Source organism: Streptomyces sp. NPDC004266, assembly GCF_042874095.1.
GTDB lineage: Bacteria > Actinomycetota > Actinomycetes > Streptomycetales > Streptomycetaceae > Streptomyces.
The window spans coordinates 88,878-110,112 of sequence record NZ_JBIAMM010000013.1; the positions used below are offsets into that span (position 1 = coordinate 88,878).

A 21,235-nucleotide genomic window follows, 5' to 3' on the forward strand; every position below is an offset into this window, starting at 1 on the left:
ACGGCGGGCCCGGTCAGAAGACCGACAGGCCCGTGATGGTCGTGAAGCGGTCGAGCGCGGCCACTCCCGCCACCGAGTTTCCCCGGCTGTCCAGGCCCGGGCTCCAGACGCACAGGGTGCAGCGGCCCGGGACGACGGCGACGACGGCTCCGCCGACGCCGCTCTTGCCCGGGAGCCCGACGCGGTAGGCGAAGTCGCCGGCCGCGTCGTAGGTGCCACAGGTGAGCATGACGGCGTTGACCTGCTTGGCCTGGCTGCGGGTCAGCAGACGGCTGCCGTCGGCGCGGAGGCCGTGCCGGGCCAGGAAGCCGGTGGCGAGGGCCAGGTCGGCGCAGGAGGCCTCCAGGGAGCACTGCCGGAAGTACTCGCGCAGCAGCTCGGGCACCGGGCCCGTGATGTTGCCGTAGGAGGCCATGAAGTGGGCGAGGGCCGCGTTGCGGTCGCCGTGGGCGGCTTCGGAGGCGGCGACGTCGGCGTCGAAGGCGAGGTCCGGGTTGCCGCTCTCGGCGCGCAGGAAAGCGAGCAGTTCCCCGGAGGCGTCGCCGGTCAGGCGGTGCAGCCGGTCGGTGACGACGAGGGCGCCCGCGTTGATGAACGGGTTGCGCGGGATGCCGTGCTCGTACTCCAGCTGGACGAGGGAGTTGAACGGGTCGCCGGAGGGCTCCCGGCCGACGTGGGCCCAGAGCGCCTCGCCCTCCCCGGCGAGGGCGAGCGCGAGGGTGAAGACCTTGGTGACGGACTGCGTGGAGAAGGGGCGGCGCCAGTCCCCCACTCCGTAGACCGTGCCGTCGAGTTCCGCCACGGCCATGCCGAACTCGCGCGGGTCGCCCGCCGCGAGGGCCGGGATGTAGTCGGCCGGGGTGCCCCGGTCCGTGAGCTCCGCGATCTCCTCGGCGATGCGGTCGAGGACGGGCTGGAAGGAGGTGGTCGTGGTCACGCGCCGCCTCGCTCCCCGTGGCCGGCGGTCGCGGCGGCCAGGCCGAGGTCGCCGTCGGCCGGCACGGCGAAGTAGCGGGCGACGTCGGCCTCCGTGACCTCGGCGAGGGTGGCCGGGGTCCAGTGGGGGTCGCGGTCCTTGTCGACGACCTGGGCGCGGATGCCCTCGACGAGGTCGGGGGTGGTGAGGGCCGCGCAGGAGACGCGGTACTCCAGGTCGAGGACCTCTTCGAGGGTGGCGAGGGTACGGGAGCGGCGGAGCGTGGCCAGGGTCGCCTTGAGGGCGGCCGGGGAGCGCGCGAGGAGGGTCTCGGCCGCCTCCTTGGCGTCGGGGACGCCGGTGTCGAAGAGTCGCTCGACGATCTCCTCGACGGTCGGGGCGGTGTAGCAGGCGTCGATCCACTCCCGCTGCTCGGCGAGGACGCCGGCGGGCGGCGCGACGGCGTGGCGGGCGAGTGCCTCCTCGGCCGGCAGGGCCGTCAGGTCGCGGGTCAGGGCGGGCAGTTCGGCGGAGGGCACGCAGGCGTCGGCGAGGCCGGTGAGGAGGGCGTCGGCCGCTCCGACGTGGCCGCCGGTGAGGGCGAGGTGGGTGCCGAGTTCGCCGGGGGCGCGGCCGAGGAGGCGGGTGCCGCCGACGTCGGGGACGAAGCCGATGCCGGTCTCGGGCATGGCGACCCGGGAGCGTTCGGTGACGACGCGGACGGAGCCATGTGCGGAGACGCCGACGCCGCCGCCCATCACGATGCCGTCCATGAGGGCGACGTAGGGCTTCGGGTAGTGGGAGATGCGGGCGTTGAGCCGGTACTCGTCCCGCCAGAAGGCCGCGGAGGCGGAGCCGCCGGCGCGTGCGTCGTCGTGGATGGCGCGGATGTCGCCGCCGGCGCAGAGGCCTCGCTCGCCGGCGCCCTCGATGACGACGGTGGTGACGGCCGGATCGTGCTCCCAGGCGGTGAGCGCGCCGTCGACGGCGCGGACCATGGCGTGGGTGAGCGCGTTGATGGCGCGGGGCCGGTTCAGGGTGATGAATCCGGTCCGGCCCTCCGTCCGGAGGAGCACGTCGGGGGTTCCGGTCGGCACGGTCACTCGGTTCCTTCGGGTGGCACGACGTCGTTGTCACGGCCACCGTACCGGGGCGTGCCGCACCCCCTGGGAGGGGGTGGAGCGAAGGGGCGGGAAGGGCTCATCCGCTTCTCGCGGATCCTGATTGCACGGTGCGCGGTCCGGTGGGGGCCGCTACTCCGCGTCCTCACACCGAGCCCTTCCCGTCACCTCCATGGAACCACCGGCGGGCCGCGGACGCGAGTGCCGGATCAGGGCGACGGGACGGGGTCGGGGAGCCGGTCGCGCGCCGCCCCGGCCCCGGTCGGCGGGGGTCCGTCGGGAGGGGCCGGGGCGGCGGAGGGCCCGCGGGCCTCAGGCGGGCAGCAGGTCCTGGGGAACGCGCACCTGCCGGGGGGCGGAGAGCCGCAGCTCGATGATGTCCCGGACGGTGGGCCATTCCTCGTCGAGGATCGAGTAGAAGGCCGTGTCGCGGACGGCGCCGTCGAGTCCACGGGAGTGGGCGCGGCGGATGCCCTCGCAGGTCGCCCCGAGCCGTTCGATGGCGATTCTGGAGCGGGTGTTGCGGGCGTCGGCGCGCATGGTGATGCGGCGCACGCCCCAGGCCTCGAAGGCGTGCCGGAGCATGAGGTACTTGGCCTCGGTGTTGATTCCGGTGCCCCGGGCGTCGCCGGCGATCCAGGTGTTGCCGATCTCGGCAGCGTCCGGGACGGCGGTCAGCGGATCGCCGTGGGGCATGCCGGGCACCGGCGGCCACACCAGCGGGCCCCGCCAGTAGTCGAGTTCGAGGAAGCGGGTCGAGCCGATGACTCTCTCGTCGGCCGTACTGACCAGGGCGAAGGGCAGGCAACGGCCTGCCGCCTGATCGGCGAGGGCGCGGGCGATGTAGTCGAGGGCCGATTCGAGGCCATCGGGTACGGGGGTGAAGGCGTAGGCCGATCGGTCCGCCCCGCCGGCCCGGGCGAGGGCTTCGGCGTGCCGCATCGCCAGCGGCTCCAGGCGCACGGAGCGCCCGGTCAGGAGAACAGGTACTGGCACGGAACCTCGGGTCTTTCACGGGCAGGGACGACTCCCGCCGCGGGGAGTCCGCGGCGGCAGCAGGAGGGGGTTCTCGCCCGGTGCCGAAAGTGTCGTGAGAACGACAAATGAGCAGGTAAAACGGTTCGCCACCGGGTGCGAGGAGGATCAGTATGCAGCCACAACCGCTCCGAGAACAGAACCCCGGGAGAACCGGCGTCCACGCGAGGGTGAAGCCTGTCGTGCGCCCGGGTCGAGCGGTCTCACGGGCCGGACGGGGCCGCCCGCCAGTCGGACGGCCCTTCGGTTCAGACGCAGGTGGGATGGCCCCAGCCGTCGGAGTTCTTCGCGATGCTCTCGCCCTTGTCGTAGGCACGACCACAGCGGCAGCGGCCCGGGAATTTGGCGTTGAGGGTGCGGCCGGACGGGCGAGTCCCACGGGCGGAACCCCCGCCGGAGCCCGCGGAGCCCTTACGGGGCGCAGAGGAGCGCGCCCGGGGCGTGGAGGTGCGCGTGGCGGGGTCGGCCGCGGGCAGTTCGGCTCCGTCGGCGGAGGCGAGGGGCTCCTGGGTGCGGGCGGAGTGGCTGGCCGCGCGGTCGGCTGCGTCGTTGAGGGGGTCGCCGTCGACCTGGTGCGCGGGGACGTACACGAAGTCGATGTCCCGGCCGGTGAGCAGCGCGTCGATCCGTACGACCAGGTCCTTGTTGGCGACCGGGGTGCCGGCGGCGGTCTTCCAGCCCTTGCGGCGCCAGCCGGGGAGCCAGGTCGTGACGGCCTTCATGGCGTACTGCGAGTCCATGCGGACCTCGGCGGGCAGTGCGGGGTCCAGGGCCTCCAGGAGGCGCTCCAGGGCCGTGAGTTCGGCCACGTTGTTGGTCGCCCTGCCGAGGGGGCCCGCCTCCCAGCGGTCGATCGCCCCGTCGGCGCGGCCGATGACCCATGCCCAGGCCGCGGGGCCGGGGTTTCCCTTCGACGCGCCGTCGCACGCCGCGATGATCTTCTCCACCATCCCACGATCCTGACACGCCGACGGGGGTGGGCGGTCCCACCCCCGTCGGCGCCCGGCCGGACCGGGTCAGAAGGCGCCGTAGTTGACCTGCCAGGTGGGAAGGCCCATCCGGCGCCAGAGGGCGACGACGCGGTCGCGGTCGTCCAGGGAGACCCGGACCGCGTACCGGTGGCGCACATGGGCGTCGAAGAGCTCCGCCTTCACGAGGTCGTCGCCGCGGCCGTCGCCGGAGGCGCGCATCCACAGCTCGTCGTACGGCACCTCGTGCCGGGCGAGCCAGCTCTCGGTGAGGGCACGGTGGTCCTCGCTGCGCCCGGAGAGGAGGACGATCCGGTCCCGCTCGGAGTGCCGGAAGGCGCGCAGGGCGTCGCGGACGGAGGGGTTGACCAGGTCGCGGTCGCAGCGGCCGAAGTCGTACGGACCCCGGTCGACGCGCAGCGCGAGGGTGCCGTCGATGTCGCACATGACGGCGGTGGGGAGCGCCGGGTCGGGGACGTACGGCTCTCCGACGGCGGGGCGGTCGTTGAGCCAGTCCGCGGTGAGCCGCCAGCCTCCCCGGGTCGCCTTGGCGTGCTTGTCGGCGAGGATGCGGATGATCTCCTCGCCGACGGGTCGCTCGCGGGCGGCGTCGCGGCGGACGCACTCGTCGACGGGCACGCCGGTGAAGTCGTGGACGGCGAAGGTGGCCAGGCCGCCGACGGCCGCCTTGAGCCGCTTGGGGACGTGCGGCGTCAGGTGCGTGTTGTCGACGACGACGTCGAAGCCGTCGTCGACGGCGGCGCGGACCGCCGCGTCCTGGATGCCGAGCACCGTCTGCTCGTGCTTGTGGGACCGGCCGCGGTCCGGCGACGGGACGTCGAGCATGGCGCGGAGGTCGTCGAGGTTGACGCGGCGCATCCGCCCCTCGGCCTCGGCCTGGAGGGCGCGGGCGGCCGTCGTCTTCCCGGAGGCCGGGAGGCCGGTCATGAGATGGACGACAGGCACGGTCGGTTCTCCTCGTCGTGGGCGAAGGGGTCGGTGGCCTCGGGGCGCAGCTGGCGCCAGACGAGGAGGTCGGTGGGGCGCCCGTCGAGGCGCAGGAAGAGGAGGGCGCGCAGCGCCCGGTCGGTGAGGCCCGAGGCGGCGCGGGCGAAGGCGGCCCGGTCGTCGGCGAGGTGGGCGAGGCGGGCGTACTCCTCGTCGACGGCCCGCTCGCGCTCCGCCGCGGCCGCCTCCAGCTTCGCGATCACCTCGCGCACCCAGGCGTCGAACTCGTCCGGGACCTGTTCAAGGAGGGCGTCCAGGGGCTTGCCGCCGGAGGCCTCGACGTCGGTGACGGCGCAGCCGAGGCCCTTGGCGACCTCGCCGGCGGGGAGGCCGGCGAACCGCTGGATGCCGTGGCCGCGCCAGATGTCCCGCTCGGTGACGCCGGTGAGGACCTTGTGCAGGCGCACGTACTCGCTGAGCTTGGCCTTGGCGCGCAGGCCGGAGGCGAAGCGCAGGACGAAGCCCTCGGCGTCGGTGCCGGTGGCCGGGGTGCCGCCGGGAAGGGTGCTGGACTCGGTCAGGGCGACGAGCTCGGCGACGTCCATGGCGGGCCACGTGCGGACGACGGAGCCGAGGGGCTCCCACCCCTCGGCCGCCTCGGCGAGGGGCAGTTCGGTGCCGTCCGCGCGGAAGGCGGCGAGCAGCACGAGGTCGCGGCGGTCGCCGTAGTTCACGACGATGCGGTTGCCCGGGTAGAGCATCTCGGCGAGGTAGGTGACGCCGGGGGTCAGGCCCGTGGTGTCGGCGGCGTCGAGGCGGCGCTGGGCCCAGGTGGCCTGGCCGCTGGTGAAGGAGCCCTTGGAGGCGACGTGCCAGCGGTCGGCGTAGTGGAAGACGACGGCGAGGCTGCCGTCGACCTTGTCGTACACCTCGAAGGGCTCGTCGGGCAGCGGGGGCGCGTAGGGGCGGTCGCCGGCGTGCTCGGAGAGGTTGAAGAACTTGGGGAGGGGGAGCGCGACGATCCGCCCGGTGGCGTCGTCGGCGACGAGGCCGCGACAGCGCGTGGTGGCCCGGTTCCAGTGCTGGGCGTACTGGCACGCGCGCGTGTACGTGTAGATCGACAGCGGCAGCTCGGGGTGGTGCTTGCGCGTGACGTGCCCGTTCGCCAGAGCGGCGGCGAGTTCGTCGGACGGCATCAGGTCGTGCAGAGTCAGGGTCGCCTGGCTCATGGGGTCCCTCCCGTGTGTTCGGTGATCCATTCTGGGGCGGGGCGGCCGGGCGGGACACCGAATTTCGCGGCGGGGCGGGGCGGGCGGGGGCGCCGAGCGGGCTCCCGATCCCGGGCGTGTCGGTGGTGCCCCGTAGACTCGCCGTCTGCCCGTCGGTGACGGAACCGGCCTCAGACGAAGGAAGCGAGCCCCATGAACCACGCGGACGGCACGGCACCGATCTATGCCGAGCTCATACGGGAGCGGGGGGACGTTCCCGGTGACGTCCGCCAGGTCGCCGAGGAGGTTCTGCGGGATCTGAGCCGGGTGATCCAGATGCCTCCGCAGGGGATCCCCGGACCGCAGGGCGCCGTCGTGCACGCCGGTGCGCCGCACCCCGGTGTCGGCGGCCCCATGGGCGTCGGCGGTGCCGGGGGCGTGATGGGCCAGGCGGGGGCCGTCGTCCCGCACCGGCCGATGCGCTGACCTCGCGGAAGCCGTGTCCCGGGCCGCTGTCGGTGGCGTGCGTCATGCTGCCTCCCGAAGCGGCCCGCGTCTCGACGCGAGCGGGCCCCGTGCGGTGATCCAGGGGAGGACGACATGGCCGAGGTACTGCTCTTCCACCACGCGCTCGGACTGACGGAGGGCGTCGGCGCGTTCGCCGACGGGCTGCGGCGGGCCGGGCACACGGTGCACGTGCCCGATCTGTACGAGGGGCGGGTCTTCGAGGACCTGGAGACCGGCGGCGGGTACGCCCAGGAGGTCGGCTTCGGCACGATCGTGGCGCGGGGCGTGCGGGCGGCCGAGGGGCTTCCGGAGGACGTCGTGTACGCGGGGTTCTCGCTCGGCGTGCTGCCCGCCCAGAAGCTGGCGCAGACCCGGCCCGGGGCGGCCGGCGCCCTGCTGTTCGGCGCCTGTGTGCCGGCGGACGCGTTCGGCGCGGCCTGGCCGGAGGACGTGCCCGTCCAGGTGCACGGCATGGACGCCGATCCGTACTTCACCGGCGAGGGGGACCTGGAGGCGGCGCGCGCGCTGGTGGCGGGCGCCGGGGACCGGCAGCTGTTCCTGTACCCGGGCACGGCCCATCTGTTCGCGGAGCGCGGGGCGCCCGACCACGTGCCGGAGGCGGCCGCGCTGTGCGTCGAGCGGGTGCTGTGCTTCCTGGACGCCCTCGGGGCCTGAGCCCCGCGCGGCGGATCGACCGATCGGTGGACCCCGGGGTCGGCCGTCCCGCCGTCCCTCCGGAGACGGGTGGCGGACCCGGCGGGGGCGGTCGCGGGCGGAGGATCGGGGCAGGGCGCGGGCACCCCGGCGGGTCCGTCCGCGCGGTCGCCGTACCGAGGAGTCCGTCATGCCGAAGTTCCGCCGTCCGTCCCGTGCCGCCCGGGCGCTCCTGACCGGCGCGGTGGCCGCGGTCCTGCTCGCGGGCTGCGCCCAGGGCTCCGGAGGGCCGGCTTCCGCCGCCGGCGGGACGACGCCCGCCGGAGCCTCCCCCACGGCCGAACCGGCCGCCTCCGGCTCCGCCGTCACCGTGACGCCCGTCCCGGCCGGGACGACCGCCCCGGGCACCCTCCTCGTCACCGACTTCGGCTCCGACACGGTCACCTTCGTCGACCCCGCGCGGGGCGCCACCGGCTCCGTGGAGGTCGGCACCGCGCCGTACGGCCTGGCCGTCGGCGAGGACGGGCGTGCCTGGGTGGCGACCGCCGAGGGGGTGGCGGTCGTGGACACGGCGCGCCGTGAACGCCTCGCGCTGATCCCGTACCGCACGGACACCGGGCCGGTGACCACGGGCGAGTACCGGGGCGGCGGCATGGGCATCGCGCTCGCCCCGGACGGGCGGCGGGTGTACGTGGGGGTCAACGTGCCCGGTGGGAACGGCGCCCTTGAGGTCGTCGACACGGCGGCGCTGAAGGTCACGGACGCCGTCCCGGTCGGCCGGCGGCCGTTCGACGTGGACGTGTCGCGGGACGGCGCCGAGGTGTACGCGACGAACCACGACTCCTTCGACGTCACGGTCGTCACGGCGAGGACGCTGGCCCCGCGCCGGATCGAGGTCGCCCCGTACGGCACGGAGGGCGGGCTCGGCTCCTGGCTCAAGCCGCACTACACGGCCGTGCGACCCTCGGACGGGAAGCTGCTGCTGCCCTTCGAGGGCGAGCGGCTCGCGGTGGTCGACCCCAGGACGGGCCGGACGACGATCGAGCCGATGACCGCGAACACCCATCAGCACGGCGCGACCGTGACCGCCGACGGGACGCTGCTGGCCGTCGGCACCGGGCCGATCGACCCGGACGTGGACCGCGGCCCCTCCCTGACGGTGCGCACGCCCGACGGGGCCGAGCGGGTCCACCCCCTGGAGGGCCCGCACGAGAGCGTGGCCGTGTCGCGCGACGGCCGCACCGCCTACGTGACGGGCGGGTTCACCCGGGACGGGTACTGGGACGGTCTGACCGTCGTCGACCTCGCCACGGGCGACACCCGCCGTCTCCCCGCGGGCTCCCGCCCCCTGGGGATCGCCGTCCTCTGACGCACGGCGCCGCCCCCTGGCCCACGGCGCCGTTCCGGCGCCTCAGCGCCGGGGCGGCAGGACGGTGAGGACGCGCTCCACGAAGGCCTTGAAGTCGGTCATGAAGTCGGTCAGGAACTGCTGGGTGGTCGGGTCGGTGACCTCGCCGTCCTCGCCGAACAGCCCCGGGGTGAACTGGATGTACGCCTCCGGGGCGTTCATCTGCGGGGAGTTGCAGAAGCTGAGCACCGACCGGAGGCTCTGCTGCGCGACGGCCGTGCCGATCTTGCCGGGCGAGGCGCCGATGACGGCGGACGGCTTGTGGGTGAAGGAGTTCGTGCCCCAGGGACGGCTGGCCCAGTCGATGGCGTTCTTGAGGGCGCCGGGGATGGACCGGTTGTACTCCGGTGTCACGAAGAGGATCGCGTCGACGGCCGCGATGGCCTCCTTGAGCGCCTTGCCCTCGGGCGGGTAGTCGGCGTCGAAGTCGTGGTTGTAGAGCGGGAGGTCCTTGATGGGGATCTCCCGGAACTCGAGGCCGGGGGGCGCGACACGGATCAGGGCCCGGGACAGGACCCGGTTGATGGACTTCGTCGAGAGGCTGCCGACGAAGTAGCCGACCTGGTACGTGCTCATGCGCGCTGTCCCGCCTTCCGCTGGGGGCTTCCGGAGGCCTTCCGTGGGGCCTTCGCAGGGTCTTCCGCAACGTGACCCGATGAGCAATATGGCACCAATCACGATAAAAAGGTTGGACCACGACTCATACGGAAAGGCGGACAGCGTGACGCGACCGAGGATCCTCGTGGTGGGCGCCGGCTTCGCCGGGGTGGGCTGTGTGCGGCGGCTCGAACGGCGCCTCACCGAACGGGAGGCGGTGATCACGCTCCTCTCCCCGTTCTCGTACCAGCTCTACCTGCCGCTGCTCCCCCAGGTGGCCGCCGGGGTGCTGACCCCGCAGTCGGTCGCGCTCTCCCTGCGGCGCAGCCAGCGGCACCGGACCCGGATCGTGCCGGGCGGTGTGGTCGGCATCGACACGGCGGCGAAGGCCTGTGTGGTGCGGACGATCACCGGTGAGTTCGTGACGGAGCAGTACGACCATCTCGTCCTCGCGCCCGGCAGCGTGACCCGCACCTTCGACATCCCGGGACTCGCCGAGCACGCGCGCGGGATGAAGACCCTCGCGGAGGCCGTCTACATCCGCGACCACGTCATCGCCCAGCTGGACCTGGCGGACGCGAGCGACGACGAGGAGGAGCGGGCCGCGCGGCTGCAGTTCGTCGTGGTCGGCGGCGGGTACGCGGGGACGGAGACGGCGGCCTGTCTCCAACTCCTCACGCACAACGCGGTCAAGCGGTACCCCCGGCTCGACCCCGGCCTCATCAAGTGGCACCTGGTGGACATCGCGCCGAAGCTGATGCCCGAGCTGGGCGACAAGCTGGGCGCCGCCGCCATGGACATCCTGACGAAGCGCGGCATCGAGGTGTCGCTCGGCGTGTCGGTGGCCTCGGTGGACGAGGAGTCGGTGACGCTCACCGACGGACGGGTGCTGCCGAGCCGGACGCTGATCTGGACGGCCGGCGTGGCCGCGAGTCCGCTGATCGGCACGCTGGGAGCGGAGACCCTCCGGGGCCGGCTCGTCGTCTCGGCCGAGATGGTCGTGCCGGGCCTCGACGGGGTGTGGGCGCTGGGCGACGCCGCGGCCGTCCCCGATCTCGCCAAGGGCGAGGAGGGCGCGATCTGCCCGCCGACCGCGCAGCACGCGATGCGGCAGGGCAAGGCCGTCGCCGACAACCTGGTCGCGACGCTCCGGGGCGAGCGGACCTACCCGTACGCCCACAAGGACCTGGGGCTCGTGGTGGACCTGGGCGGCATGGACGGGGTGTCGAAGCCGCTCGGCGTGGAGCTGCACGGGGCGCCCGCCCAGGCCGTGGCCCGCGGCTACCACTGGGCGGCGCTGCGGACCAACGTGGCCAAGACCCGGGTGATGACGAACTGGCTGCTCAACGCCGTCGCGGGCGACGACTACGTACGGACCGGGTTCCTGGCCTCGAAGGCGGGGACGCTGCGGGACTTCGAGTACACCGACGCGTATCTGACGCCGGAACAGGTCCGCAAGCACACGGGCTCGTTCCGCGGGGCGGTGGGCTCGGGCGGCGGGCACTGACCTCCGCGCGGCGAGCGGCCGGGGCGGCCGGAACCGGCTCCGCGCGGCGAGCGGACCGGGCCGCGCGGAGCCGGCTCCGCGCGGCGGGTGTCCGGCTCCGGCGCCGCGCCGGCCGTCACCGCGCGAGTTCGGACGCCGGGCCCATGACGACGACGGGTTCCGCGGCCGGGTCGAGGGCGCGCAGGAGCTCGCGCAGCGCCTCCCGCTCCAGGGCGACGCAGGCCTGGGTGGGGCCGCCGTGGTCGACGTGGATCCAGACGCCTCCGCCCTTCTCGTCGCCGAGGGGGCGCTCCTTGTCGAGCGGGGTACGGCCGGGCACCCGGTTGTAGTCGATGGCGATCACGTGGTCGAAGGAGCCTCCCAGCGGCTCGCCCATGAAGCCGGTGCCGCTGATGTCGAACTCCTCGTCCTGGTCGTACGGGAGCCGGGCGCCGGGGTCGGGCAGCCGTCCACCCGCGTCGCCGAGCCGGAAGACCCCGATGGGAGAGCGCAGGTCACCGGCCGTGTGGTCGGAGGTCCAGCCCTGGAGGGCGTTGCGGGCGGGCCACGGTCCGGCGACCTCGGTCCAGCCGCGCGCCGGGTCGCGCCGGTACAGGGTGGCGGTGGCCGTGTTGGAGTCGGCGTCGGCTCCGGTGACGACGAAGGCCTGGGTGGTGGCGTCGGGCACGTGGGCCTGGGTGCCGGGGCCGACGCCGGGGATCCGGCGTGCGGGGGCCGGGGCGGAGGCGAGGCCGTCGCCGGCCGGCGGGCCCGGGGCGGGACGGCTGTCGCCCGAGGCGGGCGCGGACGTCGGGGCGGGCGCGGGCGGGGCGGGGCTCGCACAGGCGGTGAGCAACAGGGCCGCGCACAGCGTGCCGGCGCTCAGCAGCGCGGGGGCGCCCTTGCGGACGGGCATGGGACGGCATCCTCCTGGCCGGGGGGGGCAATGCAGCGATCCGTACCCGTTCGGCGGGCCGCACTGCCCCCGCGACCGCGCCCTCACCCGTACGGCCGCTTCCGCGGCGGGCGCGCCCCGTCGAGCCGACGCCCGGAGGACCGCGCCGCCCGGGCGTGCACCGCCGGCCCGACGAGCGGGGGGCGCGTCAGCCGGTCGCCCGGAGCACCGGCGCCGGCCCGCCTCCCCCACGGCCGGTCGAGCGGACGGCCCTCCGCGGCCCGTCCGGTCGCGTGCCGCTGAGGGCGATCGGCCTGCTGACGGGGACTCACACCAGGCCACTCTCCTCGGATTGGCCCCTGCGAACGCCCTGACGGCCTCCCTACCCTGAGGCCATGCATCCCACGCTCGCCGCCGACCTCGCCCGGCTGCCCGAACTCCTCCAGTCCGTCCGCGACGTCGCGGCCCATGAGCTTTCCGGGGTCGGCGAGCGGCCCGTCGCCTCCCCCGCGAAGGCCCCCGAGCCCGAGCCGCTGCCGCGGGGAGGCGTCGGCGCGCAGGGGGCGCTCGACCGGTTCGCACAGCGCTGGGAGCCCGGGTTCTCCGGCTCGGCGGGCCCGCGCTACCTCGGCTTCGTGACCGGCGGCGCCACCCCCGCGGCCCTGGCCGGCGACTGGCTCACCGGCGCCTACGACCAGAACGGCTCCAGCGGCGGCGGCTCGACCGCCGACGCCCTGGAGCGCGAGACGGTGGGCTGGCTGCGGGAGCTCTTCGGGCTGGGCGAGGCGCACGGGGGCGCGTTCGTCAGCGGCGCCACGATGTCCAACACCGTGGGGCTCGCCGTCGCCCGGGAGTGGCTGGGCGAGCGGCTGGGCGTTTCGGTGTCCCGTGCCGGGGCGGCCGCGCTCGGGCCGGTCGACGTGCTGTCCGGCAGCCCGCACTCCAGCATCGGCAAGGCGCTGTCCTTGCTGGGCGTCGGGCGGGACCGGCTGCGGCCGGTGCCGCTGCTCGGCGGGGAGCGCGAGGCCGTGGACGTGACCGCGCTGGCCGCGGCGCTGGAGGCGCTGGACGGGCGGCCCGCCGTCGTGGTCGCGAACGCCGGGACGGTGAACACGGTCGACTTCGACGACCTGCGGGCGATCGCCGCCCTCAAGGAGCGGTACGACTTCTGGCTGCACGTCGACGCCGCGTTCGGCGCGTTCGCCGCGCTCTCGCCCGCCCGTGCCGGGCTCGTCGACGGGCTGGACGCGGCCGACTCGATCTGCGTGGACCTGCACAAGTGGCTGAACGTCCCGTACGACGCCGCCGTCCAGTTCACCCGCCGTCAGGACCTCCAGGTGCGGGTCTTCCACAACGAGTCGCCGTATCTCGGCCTTCCCGCCGGGACGCCCGACTTCCTCCATCTGACGCCGGAGAACTCCCGCCGGCTGCGCGCCCTGGCCACCTGGTTCTCGCTGACCGCGTACGGGCGCGAGGGGCACGCCGAGATCGTCGAGCGCTGTGTCGCGCTGGCCCGGCGCCTCGGCGAGGGGATCTCCGCGGTGCCCGGGCTGCGGCTCCTCGCGCCGGTGCACCTGAACGTCGTCTGCTTCACCCTCGCCGACGGTCCGACGGCGGAGCGGCTCGCCGCCGTGGCGCGGGCGGTCGCCGACTCCGGCGAGGCGTTCCTGACCCCCACGGTCCTGCACGGGACGCCGGCGCTGCGCGCCGCGTTCAGCAACTGGCGCACGACGGAGGAGGACACGGACCGGGTCCGGGACGCGCTGGCGCGGGCGGTCCGGGGGCTCCCCGCGGCGGGGGACGCGTGAGCACCGGACGGCGGACCGCCGGGGCCGCCGGGGCCGCCGGGGCCGCCGAAAGCGGTTGACCCGCCCGGGCGGGCGCGGTTTCCTGCTCCGATGAGTGATCTTCGCATCGAACGGGCCCGTACCGGGGAGCAGCTCGCCGACTGGCGGGCCGTGCACAACACGATCATCCCGACGGCGGTGCTCTCCCCCGAGGAGGTGCGGGAGCGGGCGGGCCGGAACCGGCTGGACGTCGCGTACCTCGGGGACGTGGCGGTGGGCTGTTCGACGGTGCGTCCGCCGGACGAGGAGACCCCGGCGGCCACCGTCATCGCGCGGACGCTGCCGGAGTACCGGGGGCGGGGTTTCGGGACGGCGCTGTACGAGCGGGGGCTCGCGCACGCGCGGACGCTGAGCGACGAGGGCGTGGAGACGGTGGTCCTCGCCTCGAACGAGGAGGGGCTGCGGTTCGCCCTGGCGCGCGGCTTCGTGGAGGTGGAGCGGTACGTCCTGCCGGGCGACACGATCCCGTTCGTGGCGCTGCGTCTGGCCTGACGCACACCATTCCTGACGTATCGTCAGAAGATTGCGTCGCGGGTATGGGAACCTTCGGGTCCCGGCGCTACCCTCCGCGCATGATTCGGACGGTGGTGTGGGGTACCGGGAACGTGGGGCGCGCGGCCATCCGCGCCGTGGACGCCCATCCGGGTCTCGAGCTCGCGGCCGTGCTCGTCTCCGACCCGGCCAAGGTGGGCCGGGACGCGGGCCGGCTCGCGGGACTGGGACGCGATCTCGGGGTGGCGGCCGTCGACGACGTCGGCGCCGTACTGGACGGGCGGCCGGGGGCGGTGGTGTACGCGGCCTCCGGCGACACCCGGCCCGACGGGGCGCTCGCCGATGTGGCCCGGGCGGTGGCGGCGGGCGCGGTGGTGGTGACGCCCGCCCTGTATCCGCTGTACGACCAGCGCAACGCGCCGCCCGAGTTCCGGGACCCGGTGCTCGCGGCGGTCGCCGAGGGCGGCGGTTCGCTCTTCGTGTCGGGCGTCGACCCGGGCTGGGGCAACGACGTGCTGCCGCTCCTGGTGAGCGGGCTCGCCGCCACGGTGGACGCGATCCGCTGCCAGGAGATCTTCGACTACTCGACGTACGAGCAGGAGGAGTCGGTCCGGGAGCTGGTGGGGATGGGCCGGCCGATGGAGTACGAGCCGCCCATGCTGTGGCCCTCGGTGCCCACCATGATCTGGGGCGGGCAGGTGCGGCTGATGGCCCGCGCGCTCGGGGCCGAGCTCGACGGGATCCGCGAGACGCTGGAGCGGCGCCCGCTGGAGTCCACGGTGAAGACGCGGACGATGGGCGTCTTCGAGGCGGGGACGCAGGGCGCGGTCCGCTTCGAGGTGCAGGGGATCGTCGGCGGGGAGCCCCGCATCGTGATCGAGCACGTCACCCGGATCCACCCCTCGTGCGCGCCGGACTGGCCGGTCCCTCCGGACGGCGCCGGCGCGCACCGGGTGATCATCGAGGGGAGCCCCCGGATCGAGGTGACGGTGGCGGCGACCGACGAGGGCGAGAACCGTTCGGCGGGCGGGAACGCCACGGCGGTGGGACGGCTCGTCGGGGCGATCGACTGGCTGGTGGCGGCGGAGCCGGGACTGTACGACGCGCTGGACGTGCCGCTGCGGCCGGCGGTCGGGAAGCTGGGAAGGAGACCACGGTGATCATCGACATCCCCGAGGGCCAGGAGCCGATCGGGTACGTGTGGGGCGACATGGTCCCGGAGATCGGGACGGCGGCGGCGAACTTCTCGCTGTCCGTGTACGCCCACACGACCCTGGGGCTGCGCGAGTTCGAGGCGGCGCGGCTGCGGATCGCGCAGATCAACGGCTGCGGCTTCTGCCTGGACTGGCGCACCGACCGGGACGGCGTGAAGGTCGAGGAGGGCTTCGACGAGCTCGTCGCGGCCTGGCGCGAGACGGAGGTCTCGGAGGCCTTCGACGAGCGGACGCGGCTCGCGGCCGAGTACGCGGAGCGGTACGCGCTCGACCACCACGGCCTCGACGAGGAGTTCTGGGCGCGGATGACGGCGCGGTACAGCCAGGCGGAGATCGTGGAGCTGACGATGAGCCTGGGGTCGTGGCTGGCGTTCGGCCGGCTCAACCGGGTGCTCGGGCTCGACACGGTGTGCGTGCTGCCGACGCACTGAGCGCCAGGGGGGGAGGGGCCGGCCGGGGTTCCGGCCGGCCCCTCCCCCGTGTCTGCGGTCAGAAGTCCTCGGCGATGATGCGCTCGATGTTCCGCTCGGCGAGGGCGGTGATGGTGACGAAGGGGTTGACGCTGGTGTTCCCCGGGATGAGGGAGCCGTCGATGACGTAGAGGCCCTGGTAGCCGTGGAGGCGTCCGTGGTTGTCGGTGGCCCGGTCGAGGACGGCGCCGCCGAGCGGGTGGTAGGTGAGGTGGTCGCCCCAGATCTTGTAGGCACCGAAGAGGTCGGTCCGGTAGATCGTCCCCTCCTTGCTGTTGATCTTGTCGAAGATGGACCTGGCCATGTCGATGGACGTCTGCTTCCAGGCCCGGTCCCAGCTCAGGTCGACCTTGCCGGTGGACGGGTTCCAGGTGAACTCGGCGCGGCGCGGGGTGCGGGTGATGGACAGGTAGAACGACGCGTAGGTCTCGATGCCGGTGGGCAGCGGGGCGACCTCGGCGAAGGCCCCGCCGGCGTCCCAGTTGTCGATGCCCGCGGTGGGCATGGCGGACTGGAGCTTCCCGGTGGGGTCCCACATGTGGTTGGCACGCCCGCACATGACGTTGCCGTTGTCGCCCCAGCCCTTGCCGATCTGGTCGTTGAGGGCGGGCAGGGTGCCGGTGGCCCTGAGACGGGTGAGGAGCTTGCTGGTGCCGACGCTGCCGGCGGCGAAGAAGACCCGGTCGGCGCGGACGGTCTTGGTGACGAGGGTGGCGCCGGTGGTGTCGATCTGGTCGATGACGACGGTGTAGCCGCCGGCGGCGGCCGGGCTGACGGACGTCACCCGGTGGAGCGGGGAGACGTTCACGCGGCCGGTGGCGGCGGCCTGGGCGAGGTAGGTCTTCTGGAGGCTCTTCTTGCCGGCGTTGTTGCCGTAGATGACCTCGCCCTCCAGGGCGGACTTCTGGACGGTCCCGGCGGCCTCCTGCTTCATGTAGTCCCAGTCGTAGACGTTGGGCACGAAGACGAAGGGGAAGCCGGAGCGCTGCGCGTGCTTGCGGCCGACCCGGGCGTACTGGTAGCAGTCCTGGCTCTCCCACCAGCTGACGTCCACCGAGCCGACGCCCAGGCCCGCGTTGGCGCGCGGGTAGTAGGTGGAGTACATCTCGGCCGGGTCGACGGTCGGGAGGATCGCCGGGAAGCGCTCCCGGAGCGGCGTGACGGCCATGCCCCCGTTGACGAGGGAGCCGCCGCCGACGCCGCGCCCCTGGTAGACGGTGATGCCGGCGAAGTCCTCCGCGTCGAGGATGCCGGTGTGCACGGGCACGTCCTTGTCGAGCGGGAAGCCGAGGAACTGGCTCAGCGGCTGCTTGGTGCGGGTCCGCAGCCAGAAGGAGCGGTAGTCGGGCCTGGTGGTGTTGGCGAAGATCCTGCCGTCCGGCCCGGGGGCGTCCCAGGCCATGCCCATCTCGATCATGTGGACGTCGACGCCGGCGCGGGCGAGCCGCAGGGCGGCGACGGAGCCGCCGTAGCCGGTGCCGACGACGAGGGCGCGCACCTGGGAACCGTCGGGGATGGGGGTGCAGTTCAGGCCGGGGACTTCGGCGCGGGCGGGGGCCGTGATCGTGCCGGCGAGGGCGGCGGCGCCGAGAACAGAACCTGTTCCCGCGAGAAAGCGGCGACGGCTGAACCGTGGATCTCCCTGGGCGGACAGGGGGTGTTCACTCATGTGATCTTCCTCACTCGCGAGTGAATGGGAACACGTTCTACGACCGTCCGCCGAGGAAGTCACGAGAAACCGACGGGTAACTTCAGTCCGGGAAGGCCCTCTTGATCGCCTCTGCTACGTACGCGGCGTGCGCCCGCGCCGCGGGCAGCGGTTCCACCCATTCCCCGTACTCCCCCGCCAGGTACTGGTCCCGTGCGGCGACCAGCACGGGTCGGTGTTCCTCGGGCAGCCCGCGGAGCACCCACGCCGCCGCCCCGTCCTTCGAGCGGATCCGGCCGGTGCGCAGGGTGGTGAGGATCCGGGCCAGGGTCAGCAGCACGTTGCGGGTGTCGTCTTCGAGGTCGGCAAGCAGTTCGGGGACGCCCGCGACGATCGCGGCGCGCAGATCGCGCTCCGGGACCGGGTCGAAGAGCGCGGACGGACGGGGGCCGTGGAGGGAGAGGTCCCCGGTGCGGGCCATGACGAGGAGCGGGGCGAGGTCGGGGCAGGGCGCGGGGGCGGGGGTGAGGCCGCGCTCGAAGTCGTCGCGGAGCCATTCCCCGTACAGGTACTCGCAGACCGGCGGGTAGCGCCAGGGGCGTACGTCGGCGTGGACGACCAGGCTCAGCTCGACGGGCCGCGCGGGGCCCTCGTACGCCCGCGCGCCCGAGACGGCGAGCAGGGCGTCCGTGAGGGCGCGGCGTTCCCGCTCGGTGGTGCGCCGGGCGAGGACGACGAGGACGTCCACGTCGCTGGTGGGCCGCAGCCCTCCGAGGACGGCGGAGCCGTGGAGACAGGCGGCGGGGACGGCGTCCTCGCCGAGGGTCTCGCGGACGATCCGCACGACGCGGCGGGCGGCCTCGTGGTCGGCGCCTTCGGGAGCGGTGCCCCCGGGGGCGTGGGCGGGCATGCGACGGCTCCTGGCGGGTGACGGGCGCGGGGCCCGTCACCGTACCGGAAGGGCGGCGCGGCGGGCGGTCAGGCCAGAGCCGGGCCCGGGGCGCCGGTGAGGCGCTCGGGGGTGAGGAGTTCGGCGAGGCGGTGGGCGGGCAGCAGGCCCTTCTCCACGGTGAGCTCGACGACCCCCCGGCCGGTGGCGAGCGCCTCCTGGGCGATGGCAGTGGCGGCGGTGTAGCCGAGGTGCGGGTTGAGCGCCGTGGCGAGGCCGATGGAGTTCTCCACGGCCGCCCGGAGCGCCTCGGTGTTGGCGGTGATGCCGGTGACGCAGCGGTCGGCGAGGGTGAGGCAGGCGGCGCGCAGCGAGAGCAGGCTCTTCGAGAGGGCGTGGAAGATCACCGGCTCGAAGGCGTTGAGCTGGAGCTGGCCCGCCTCGGCCGCCATGGTGATGGTGATGTCGTTGCCGATCACCTCGAAGGCGACCTGGTTGACGACCTCGGGGATCACCGGGTTGACCTTGCCGGGCATGATGCTGGAACCGGCCTGCACCGGCGGCAGGTTGATCTCGCCGAGGCCGGCGCGCGGCCCCGAGGAGAGCAGCCGCAGGTCGTTGCAGGTCTTGGAGAGCTTGACCGCGATCCGCTTGAGGACCCCGGAGAGCTGGACGAAGGCGCCGCAGTCCTGGGTGGCCTCGATGAGGTTGACGGAGGTCACGAGCGGCAGGCCGGTCAGCTCGGCGAGCTTGCGCCGGGCGGTCTCGGCGTAGCCGGGGGCGGCGTTGAGGCCGGTGCCGATGGCGGTGGCGCCGAGGTTGATCTCGTGGATGAGTTCGATCGCCTCGGCGAGCCGGCCGCGGTCCTCCTCCAGCATCACGGCGTACGTGGAGAACTCCTGGCCCAGCGTCATGGGCACCGCGTCCTGGAGCTGGGTGCGGCCCATCTTCACGACGTCGCGGAACTCCAGGGCCTTGGCGGCGAAGGCGTCCTGCAGGACCGCCATCGCCTTCAGGAGCTCGCGGGCGGCGCCGATCGCCGCGATGCGGATCGCGGTGGGGTAGACGTCGTTGGTGGACTGGCCGAGGTTGACGTCCTCGTTGGGGTGGAGCCGTCCGTAGTCGCCCCTGGCGTGGCCGAGGAGCTCCAGGGCCCGGTTGGCGACGACCTCGTTGGCGTTCATGTTGGTGGAGGTGCCCGCGCCGCCCTGGACGACGTCCACGACGAACTGGTCGTGCAGGCGTCCCGTACGGATCTCCCGGCAGGCCCCGGCGATGGCGTCGGCCTTGTCGGAGGGCAGCAGGCCGAGCTCCTCGTTGGCGCGGGCGGCGGCCTCCTTGACTGCGGCGAGCGCGTCGATCAGCAGCGGGTAGACCGAGATGGGCGTGCCGGTGATGGCGAAGTTCTCGGTGGCGCGCAGCGTGTGGACGCCCCAGTAGGCGTCGGCGGGGACGTCCCGGTCGCCGAGCAGGTCGTGCTCGCGGCGGACGGGGACGTCGTGCGGGGCCGGTGCGGGAACCATGAGGGGCCGTCCTTGGGGAGAGGAGGGGGTGGGTGCGGGTGTGCGCGGCGCCGGAGGGGCGCGCCCGGTGTCCACGCGTGCGCGTACGGCCCCGGTGGCCGTTTCCGGGCGCGGCGGAGCCGCCGGGCGGAGCCGGCGGGCGCGGTGCGCCGCTGGGAGAGGTTGATTCCGGCTCGCGGGCGGGCGGGGGGATGCGCCGTCCGCGAGCCGGGGCTCGTGGGGTGCGCCTGTCGGACTCCGGTCGGAGGACAGGCGCTGCGCGGTGCCTATGCGCGGGCGGCGACCGCCGAGGCCGAGCGGGAGCCGCCGGTGGCGAGGGCCGGCTCGGCCCGGACCGGGCCTTCGAGGAGGCGGCGCAGGAGGGCGCCGCCGCGGGCGGGGCCGCCCGCGGCGGCGGCGCCTTCGGCGAGGAGCGTGGAGAGGAGGGCGATCCGCGCCTGGCCGGCCCGGAGGGTGCCGGTGAGCAGGGCGCCGGCGGCGACGAGGTCGACCGCGCCGCCGCCGGTGTACATCTCGGCCAGCGGTCCCGCGGGGACGCGGGTGGTCACGGCGACCAGGACGCCCCGGGCGACCGCGTCCGCGACGGCGGCGGCGATCTCGGGCGTGGCGTTGCCCGCGCCGGTGGCGACGAGGACGATGCCCCGGGCGCCGGCGGAGACGGCCGCGTTCAGGAGGAACGGGTCGCCGTCGGAGTGGTGCGTGATGATGTCGACGCGGGGCAGGGGGGCGGCGTCGGCGGCCCCGGGCGCCGCGGTCCGCGCGGCGGCCGGCAGGGGCAGCGGGGCGGGTCGCTCCGGCTGCCGCTCGATGTCGACGCGGGAGAACCCGACGCGGCCGAGGCGCTCGGCGGAGGGGTCGGAGAAGGCGTCGGCGGCGAGGGTCTGGGTCTTCACGGTGCCGCGCGCCGCGTGGACGCGCCCGTCGAAGACGACGAGGACGCCGAGGTCGCGGACGGAGGCGGCGACCTGGAGCGCGTCGTAGAGGTTGCCGGGGCCGTCGCCGTCGCCGGTGCCGAAGGGGCGCTGGGCGCCGGTGAGCACGACCGGGCGGGGGTCGGCGTGGTGGAGGTCCAGGAGGAAGGCCGTCTCCTCCAGGGTGTCGGTGCCGTGGGTGACGACGATGCCGTCGACGCCGGGGTCGGCGAAGGTCTCGTGGACGGTGCGCAGAAGGGCGAGCTGGTGGGCCGAGGTCATGCGGGAGCTGTTCACGTTGAACAGGTCGATCACCTCGACGGTGACGCCCTCGGGAAGCGGCGCGGTGGCCAGGACGTCGTCGCCGGAGGCGTCGGCCGCGTAGCCGGTGCCCTGCCAGCGGCTGGCGATCGTGCCGCCGGTGCTGATGACGACGACCCGGCGCGCCCCTCCGTCGTTCGTCCTCTTCATGCCTGCCGTCCTCACTCCGTGCTCATG

Annotated in this window: 20 protein-coding genes; 8 read left to right on the forward strand and 12 right to left on the reverse strand. The window is 74.3% G+C overall.

The window, feature by feature from the left end; genetic code table 11:
- Nucleotides 1-13: 13 nt before the first annotated feature.
- From ACFYUZ_RS28140 to ACFYUZ_RS28165, 6 genes are all read right to left on the reverse strand, one after another.
- On the reverse strand, nucleotides 14-937 hold the full coding sequence (locus tag ACFYUZ_RS28140; protein ID WP_389313806.1) for a glutaminase: 924 nt from the start codon (nucleotides 935-937) through the stop codon (nucleotides 14-16).
- A complete protein-coding gene (locus ACFYUZ_RS28145; protein WP_389313808.1) occupies nucleotides 934-2,013 on the reverse strand; it encodes an enoyl-CoA hydratase/isomerase family protein in 1,080 nt (359 codons plus the stop codon). Before ACFYUZ_RS28145 ends, ACFYUZ_RS28140 begins: the two co-directional genes overlap by 4 nt.
- Nucleotides 2,014-2,349: 336 nt before the next feature.
- On the reverse strand, nucleotides 2,350-3,033 hold the full coding sequence (locus ACFYUZ_RS28150) for a GNAT family N-acetyltransferase (protein ID WP_389313809.1): 684 nt from the start codon (nucleotides 3,031-3,033) through the stop codon (nucleotides 2,350-2,352).
- Nucleotides 3,034-3,320: 287 nt separating this feature from the next.
- Nucleotides 3,321-4,022 (reverse strand): ribonuclease H, encoded by a 702-nt coding sequence (locus ACFYUZ_RS28155; RefSeq protein WP_389313811.1) that lies wholly within the window; start codon nucleotides 4,020-4,022, stop codon nucleotides 3,321-3,323.
- Nucleotides 4,023-4,088: 66 nt separating this feature from the next.
- Nucleotides 4,089-5,006 carry an AAA family ATPase gene (locus ACFYUZ_RS28160; RefSeq protein ID WP_389313813.1) on the reverse strand — a complete coding sequence of 306 codons (918 nt, stop codon included), beginning with the start codon at nucleotides 5,004-5,006 and terminating at the stop codon, nucleotides 4,089-4,091.
- Nucleotides 4,985-6,217: an RNA ligase gene (locus ACFYUZ_RS28165; RefSeq protein ID WP_389313815.1), complete on the reverse strand. Its 1,233-nt coding sequence runs from the start codon at nucleotides 6,215-6,217 to the stop codon at nucleotides 4,985-4,987. Before ACFYUZ_RS28165 ends, ACFYUZ_RS28160 begins: the two co-directional genes overlap by 22 nt.
- Nucleotides 6,218-6,409: 192 nt before the next feature.
- On the opposite strand from ACFYUZ_RS28165, the gene ACFYUZ_RS28170 reads away from it, so the two are divergent.
- The 3 genes from ACFYUZ_RS28170 (at nucleotide 6,410) to ACFYUZ_RS28180 (ending at nucleotide 8,726) form a co-directional block, all read left to right on the forward strand.
- Entirely contained in the window at nucleotides 6,410-6,682 is a 273-nt protein-coding gene (locus ACFYUZ_RS28170; protein WP_389313817.1) for a hypothetical protein, read from the forward strand.
- Between the two features lie 114 nt (nucleotides 6,683-6,796).
- Nucleotides 6,797-7,378, forward strand: a complete 582-nt coding sequence (locus ACFYUZ_RS28175; RefSeq protein WP_389313819.1) for a dienelactone hydrolase family protein — start codon at nucleotides 6,797-6,799, stop codon at nucleotides 7,376-7,378.
- 169 nt (nucleotides 7,379-7,547) lie between these two features.
- Nucleotides 7,548-8,726, forward strand: coding sequence for a YncE family protein (locus ACFYUZ_RS28180; protein ID WP_389313821.1), 1,179 nt, complete (start codon nucleotides 7,548-7,550; stop codon nucleotides 8,724-8,726).
- A gap of 42 nt (nucleotides 8,727-8,768) precedes the next feature.
- On the opposite strand, the gene ACFYUZ_RS28185 is transcribed toward ACFYUZ_RS28180, so the two are convergent.
- Complete coding sequence (locus ACFYUZ_RS28185; RefSeq protein ID WP_389313823.1) at nucleotides 8,769-9,341, reverse strand: NADPH-dependent FMN reductase; 573 nt, start codon at nucleotides 9,339-9,341, stop codon at nucleotides 8,769-8,771.
- Nucleotides 9,342-9,486: 145 nt separating this feature from the next.
- On the opposite strand from ACFYUZ_RS28185, the gene ACFYUZ_RS28190 reads away from it, so the two are divergent.
- Entirely contained in the window at nucleotides 9,487-10,869 is a 1,383-nt protein-coding gene (locus ACFYUZ_RS28190) for an NAD(P)/FAD-dependent oxidoreductase (protein ID WP_389313825.1), read from the forward strand.
- A gap of 115 nt (nucleotides 10,870-10,984) precedes the next feature.
- Here the strand turns inward: ACFYUZ_RS28190 and ACFYUZ_RS28195 are convergent, their stop codons facing one another.
- On the reverse strand, nucleotides 10,985-11,764 hold the full coding sequence (locus ACFYUZ_RS28195; RefSeq protein ID WP_389313827.1) for a L,D-transpeptidase family protein: 780 nt from the start codon (nucleotides 11,762-11,764) through the stop codon (nucleotides 10,985-10,987).
- Between the two features lie 374 nt (nucleotides 11,765-12,138).
- On the opposite strand from ACFYUZ_RS28195, the gene ACFYUZ_RS28200 reads away from it, so the two are divergent.
- The 4 genes from ACFYUZ_RS28200 (at nucleotide 12,139) to ACFYUZ_RS28215 (ending at nucleotide 15,727) form a co-directional block, all read left to right on the forward strand.
- Nucleotides 12,139-13,551 (forward strand): pyridoxal phosphate-dependent decarboxylase family protein, encoded by a 1,413-nt coding sequence (locus tag ACFYUZ_RS28200; RefSeq protein WP_389313829.1) that lies wholly within the window; start codon nucleotides 12,139-12,141, stop codon nucleotides 13,549-13,551.
- Nucleotides 13,552-13,641: 90 nt separating this feature from the next.
- Nucleotides 13,642-14,082, forward strand: coding sequence for a GNAT family N-acetyltransferase (locus ACFYUZ_RS28205; RefSeq protein WP_093877675.1), 441 nt, complete (start codon nucleotides 13,642-13,644; stop codon nucleotides 14,080-14,082).
- A gap of 80 nt (nucleotides 14,083-14,162) precedes the next feature.
- Nucleotides 14,163-15,242 carry a dihydrodipicolinate reductase gene (locus tag ACFYUZ_RS28210; protein ID WP_389313831.1) on the forward strand — a complete coding sequence of 360 codons (1,080 nt, stop codon included), beginning with the start codon at nucleotides 14,163-14,165 and terminating at the stop codon, nucleotides 15,240-15,242.
- Complete coding sequence (locus ACFYUZ_RS28215) at nucleotides 15,239-15,727, forward strand: carboxymuconolactone decarboxylase family protein (RefSeq protein ID WP_123458358.1); 489 nt, start codon at nucleotides 15,239-15,241, stop codon at nucleotides 15,725-15,727. Before ACFYUZ_RS28210 ends, ACFYUZ_RS28215 begins: the two co-directional genes overlap by 4 nt.
- A gap of 58 nt (nucleotides 15,728-15,785) precedes the next feature.
- Here the strand turns inward: ACFYUZ_RS28215 and ACFYUZ_RS28220 are convergent, their stop codons facing one another.
- From ACFYUZ_RS28220 to ACFYUZ_RS28235, 4 genes are all read right to left on the reverse strand, one after another.
- A complete protein-coding gene (locus ACFYUZ_RS28220; RefSeq protein ID WP_389313833.1) occupies nucleotides 15,786-17,435 on the reverse strand; it encodes a GMC oxidoreductase in 1,650 nt (549 codons plus the stop codon).
- Between the two features lie 82 nt (nucleotides 17,436-17,517).
- Nucleotides 17,518-18,324 carry an aminoglycoside adenylyltransferase family protein gene (locus ACFYUZ_RS28225; RefSeq protein WP_389313835.1) on the reverse strand — a complete coding sequence of 269 codons (807 nt, stop codon included), beginning with the start codon at nucleotides 18,322-18,324 and terminating at the stop codon, nucleotides 17,518-17,520.
- 68 nt (nucleotides 18,325-18,392) lie between these two features.
- Complete coding sequence (locus ACFYUZ_RS28230) at nucleotides 18,393-19,826, reverse strand: aspartate ammonia-lyase (RefSeq protein ID WP_389313838.1); 1,434 nt, start codon at nucleotides 19,824-19,826, stop codon at nucleotides 18,393-18,395.
- A gap of 266 nt (nucleotides 19,827-20,092) precedes the next feature.
- Nucleotides 20,093-21,208, reverse strand: a complete 1,116-nt coding sequence (locus ACFYUZ_RS28235) for an asparaginase (protein ID WP_389313840.1) — start codon at nucleotides 21,206-21,208, stop codon at nucleotides 20,093-20,095.
- Between the last annotated feature and the right edge of the window lie 27 nt (nucleotides 21,209-21,235).

Excerpts from the sequence above, each read along its gene's own strand:
- ACFYUZ_RS28175 (WP_389313819.1), top strand. The coding sequence starts at position 6,797 with ATGGCCGAGGTACTGCTCTTCCACCACGCGCTCGGACTGACGGAGGGC.
- ACFYUZ_RS28230 (WP_389313838.1), bottom strand. The coding sequence starts at position 19,826 with ATGGTTCCCGCACCGGCCCCGCACGACGTCCCCGTCCGCCGCGAGCAC.
- ACFYUZ_RS28185 (WP_389313823.1), bottom strand. The coding sequence starts at position 9,341 with ATGAGCACGTACCAGGTCGGCTACTTCGTCGGCAGCCTCTCGACGAAG.
- ACFYUZ_RS28220 (WP_389313833.1), bottom strand. The coding sequence starts at position 17,435 with ATGAGTGAACACCCCCTGTCCGCCCAGGGAGATCCACGGTTCAGCCGT.
- ACFYUZ_RS28235 (WP_389313840.1), bottom strand. The coding sequence starts at position 21,208 with ATGAAGAGGACGAACGACGGAGGGGCGCGCCGGGTCGTCGTCATCAGC.
- ACFYUZ_RS28200 (WP_389313829.1), top strand. The coding sequence starts at position 12,139 with ATGCATCCCACGCTCGCCGCCGACCTCGCCCGGCTGCCCGAACTCCTC.
- ACFYUZ_RS28165 (WP_389313815.1), bottom strand. The coding sequence starts at position 6,217 with ATGAGCCAGGCGACCCTGACTCTGCACGACCTGATGCCGTCCGACGAA.
- ACFYUZ_RS28180 (WP_389313821.1), top strand. The coding sequence starts at position 7,548 with ATGCCGAAGTTCCGCCGTCCGTCCCGTGCCGCCCGGGCGCTCCTGACC.
- ACFYUZ_RS28195 (WP_389313827.1), bottom strand. The coding sequence starts at position 11,764 with ATGCCCGTCCGCAAGGGCGCCCCCGCGCTGCTGAGCGCCGGCACGCTG.
- ACFYUZ_RS28155 (WP_389313811.1), bottom strand. The coding sequence starts at position 4,022 with ATGGTGGAGAAGATCATCGCGGCGTGCGACGGCGCGTCGAAGGGAAAC.
- ACFYUZ_RS28170 (WP_389313817.1), top strand. The coding sequence starts at position 6,410 with ATGAACCACGCGGACGGCACGGCACCGATCTATGCCGAGCTCATACGG.
- ACFYUZ_RS28225 (WP_389313835.1), bottom strand. The coding sequence starts at position 18,324 with ATGCCCGCCCACGCCCCCGGGGGCACCGCTCCCGAAGGCGCCGACCAC.
- ACFYUZ_RS28205 (WP_093877675.1), top strand. The coding sequence starts at position 13,642 with ATGAGTGATCTTCGCATCGAACGGGCCCGTACCGGGGAGCAGCTCGCC.
- ACFYUZ_RS28210 (WP_389313831.1), top strand. The coding sequence starts at position 14,163 with ATGATTCGGACGGTGGTGTGGGGTACCGGGAACGTGGGGCGCGCGGCC.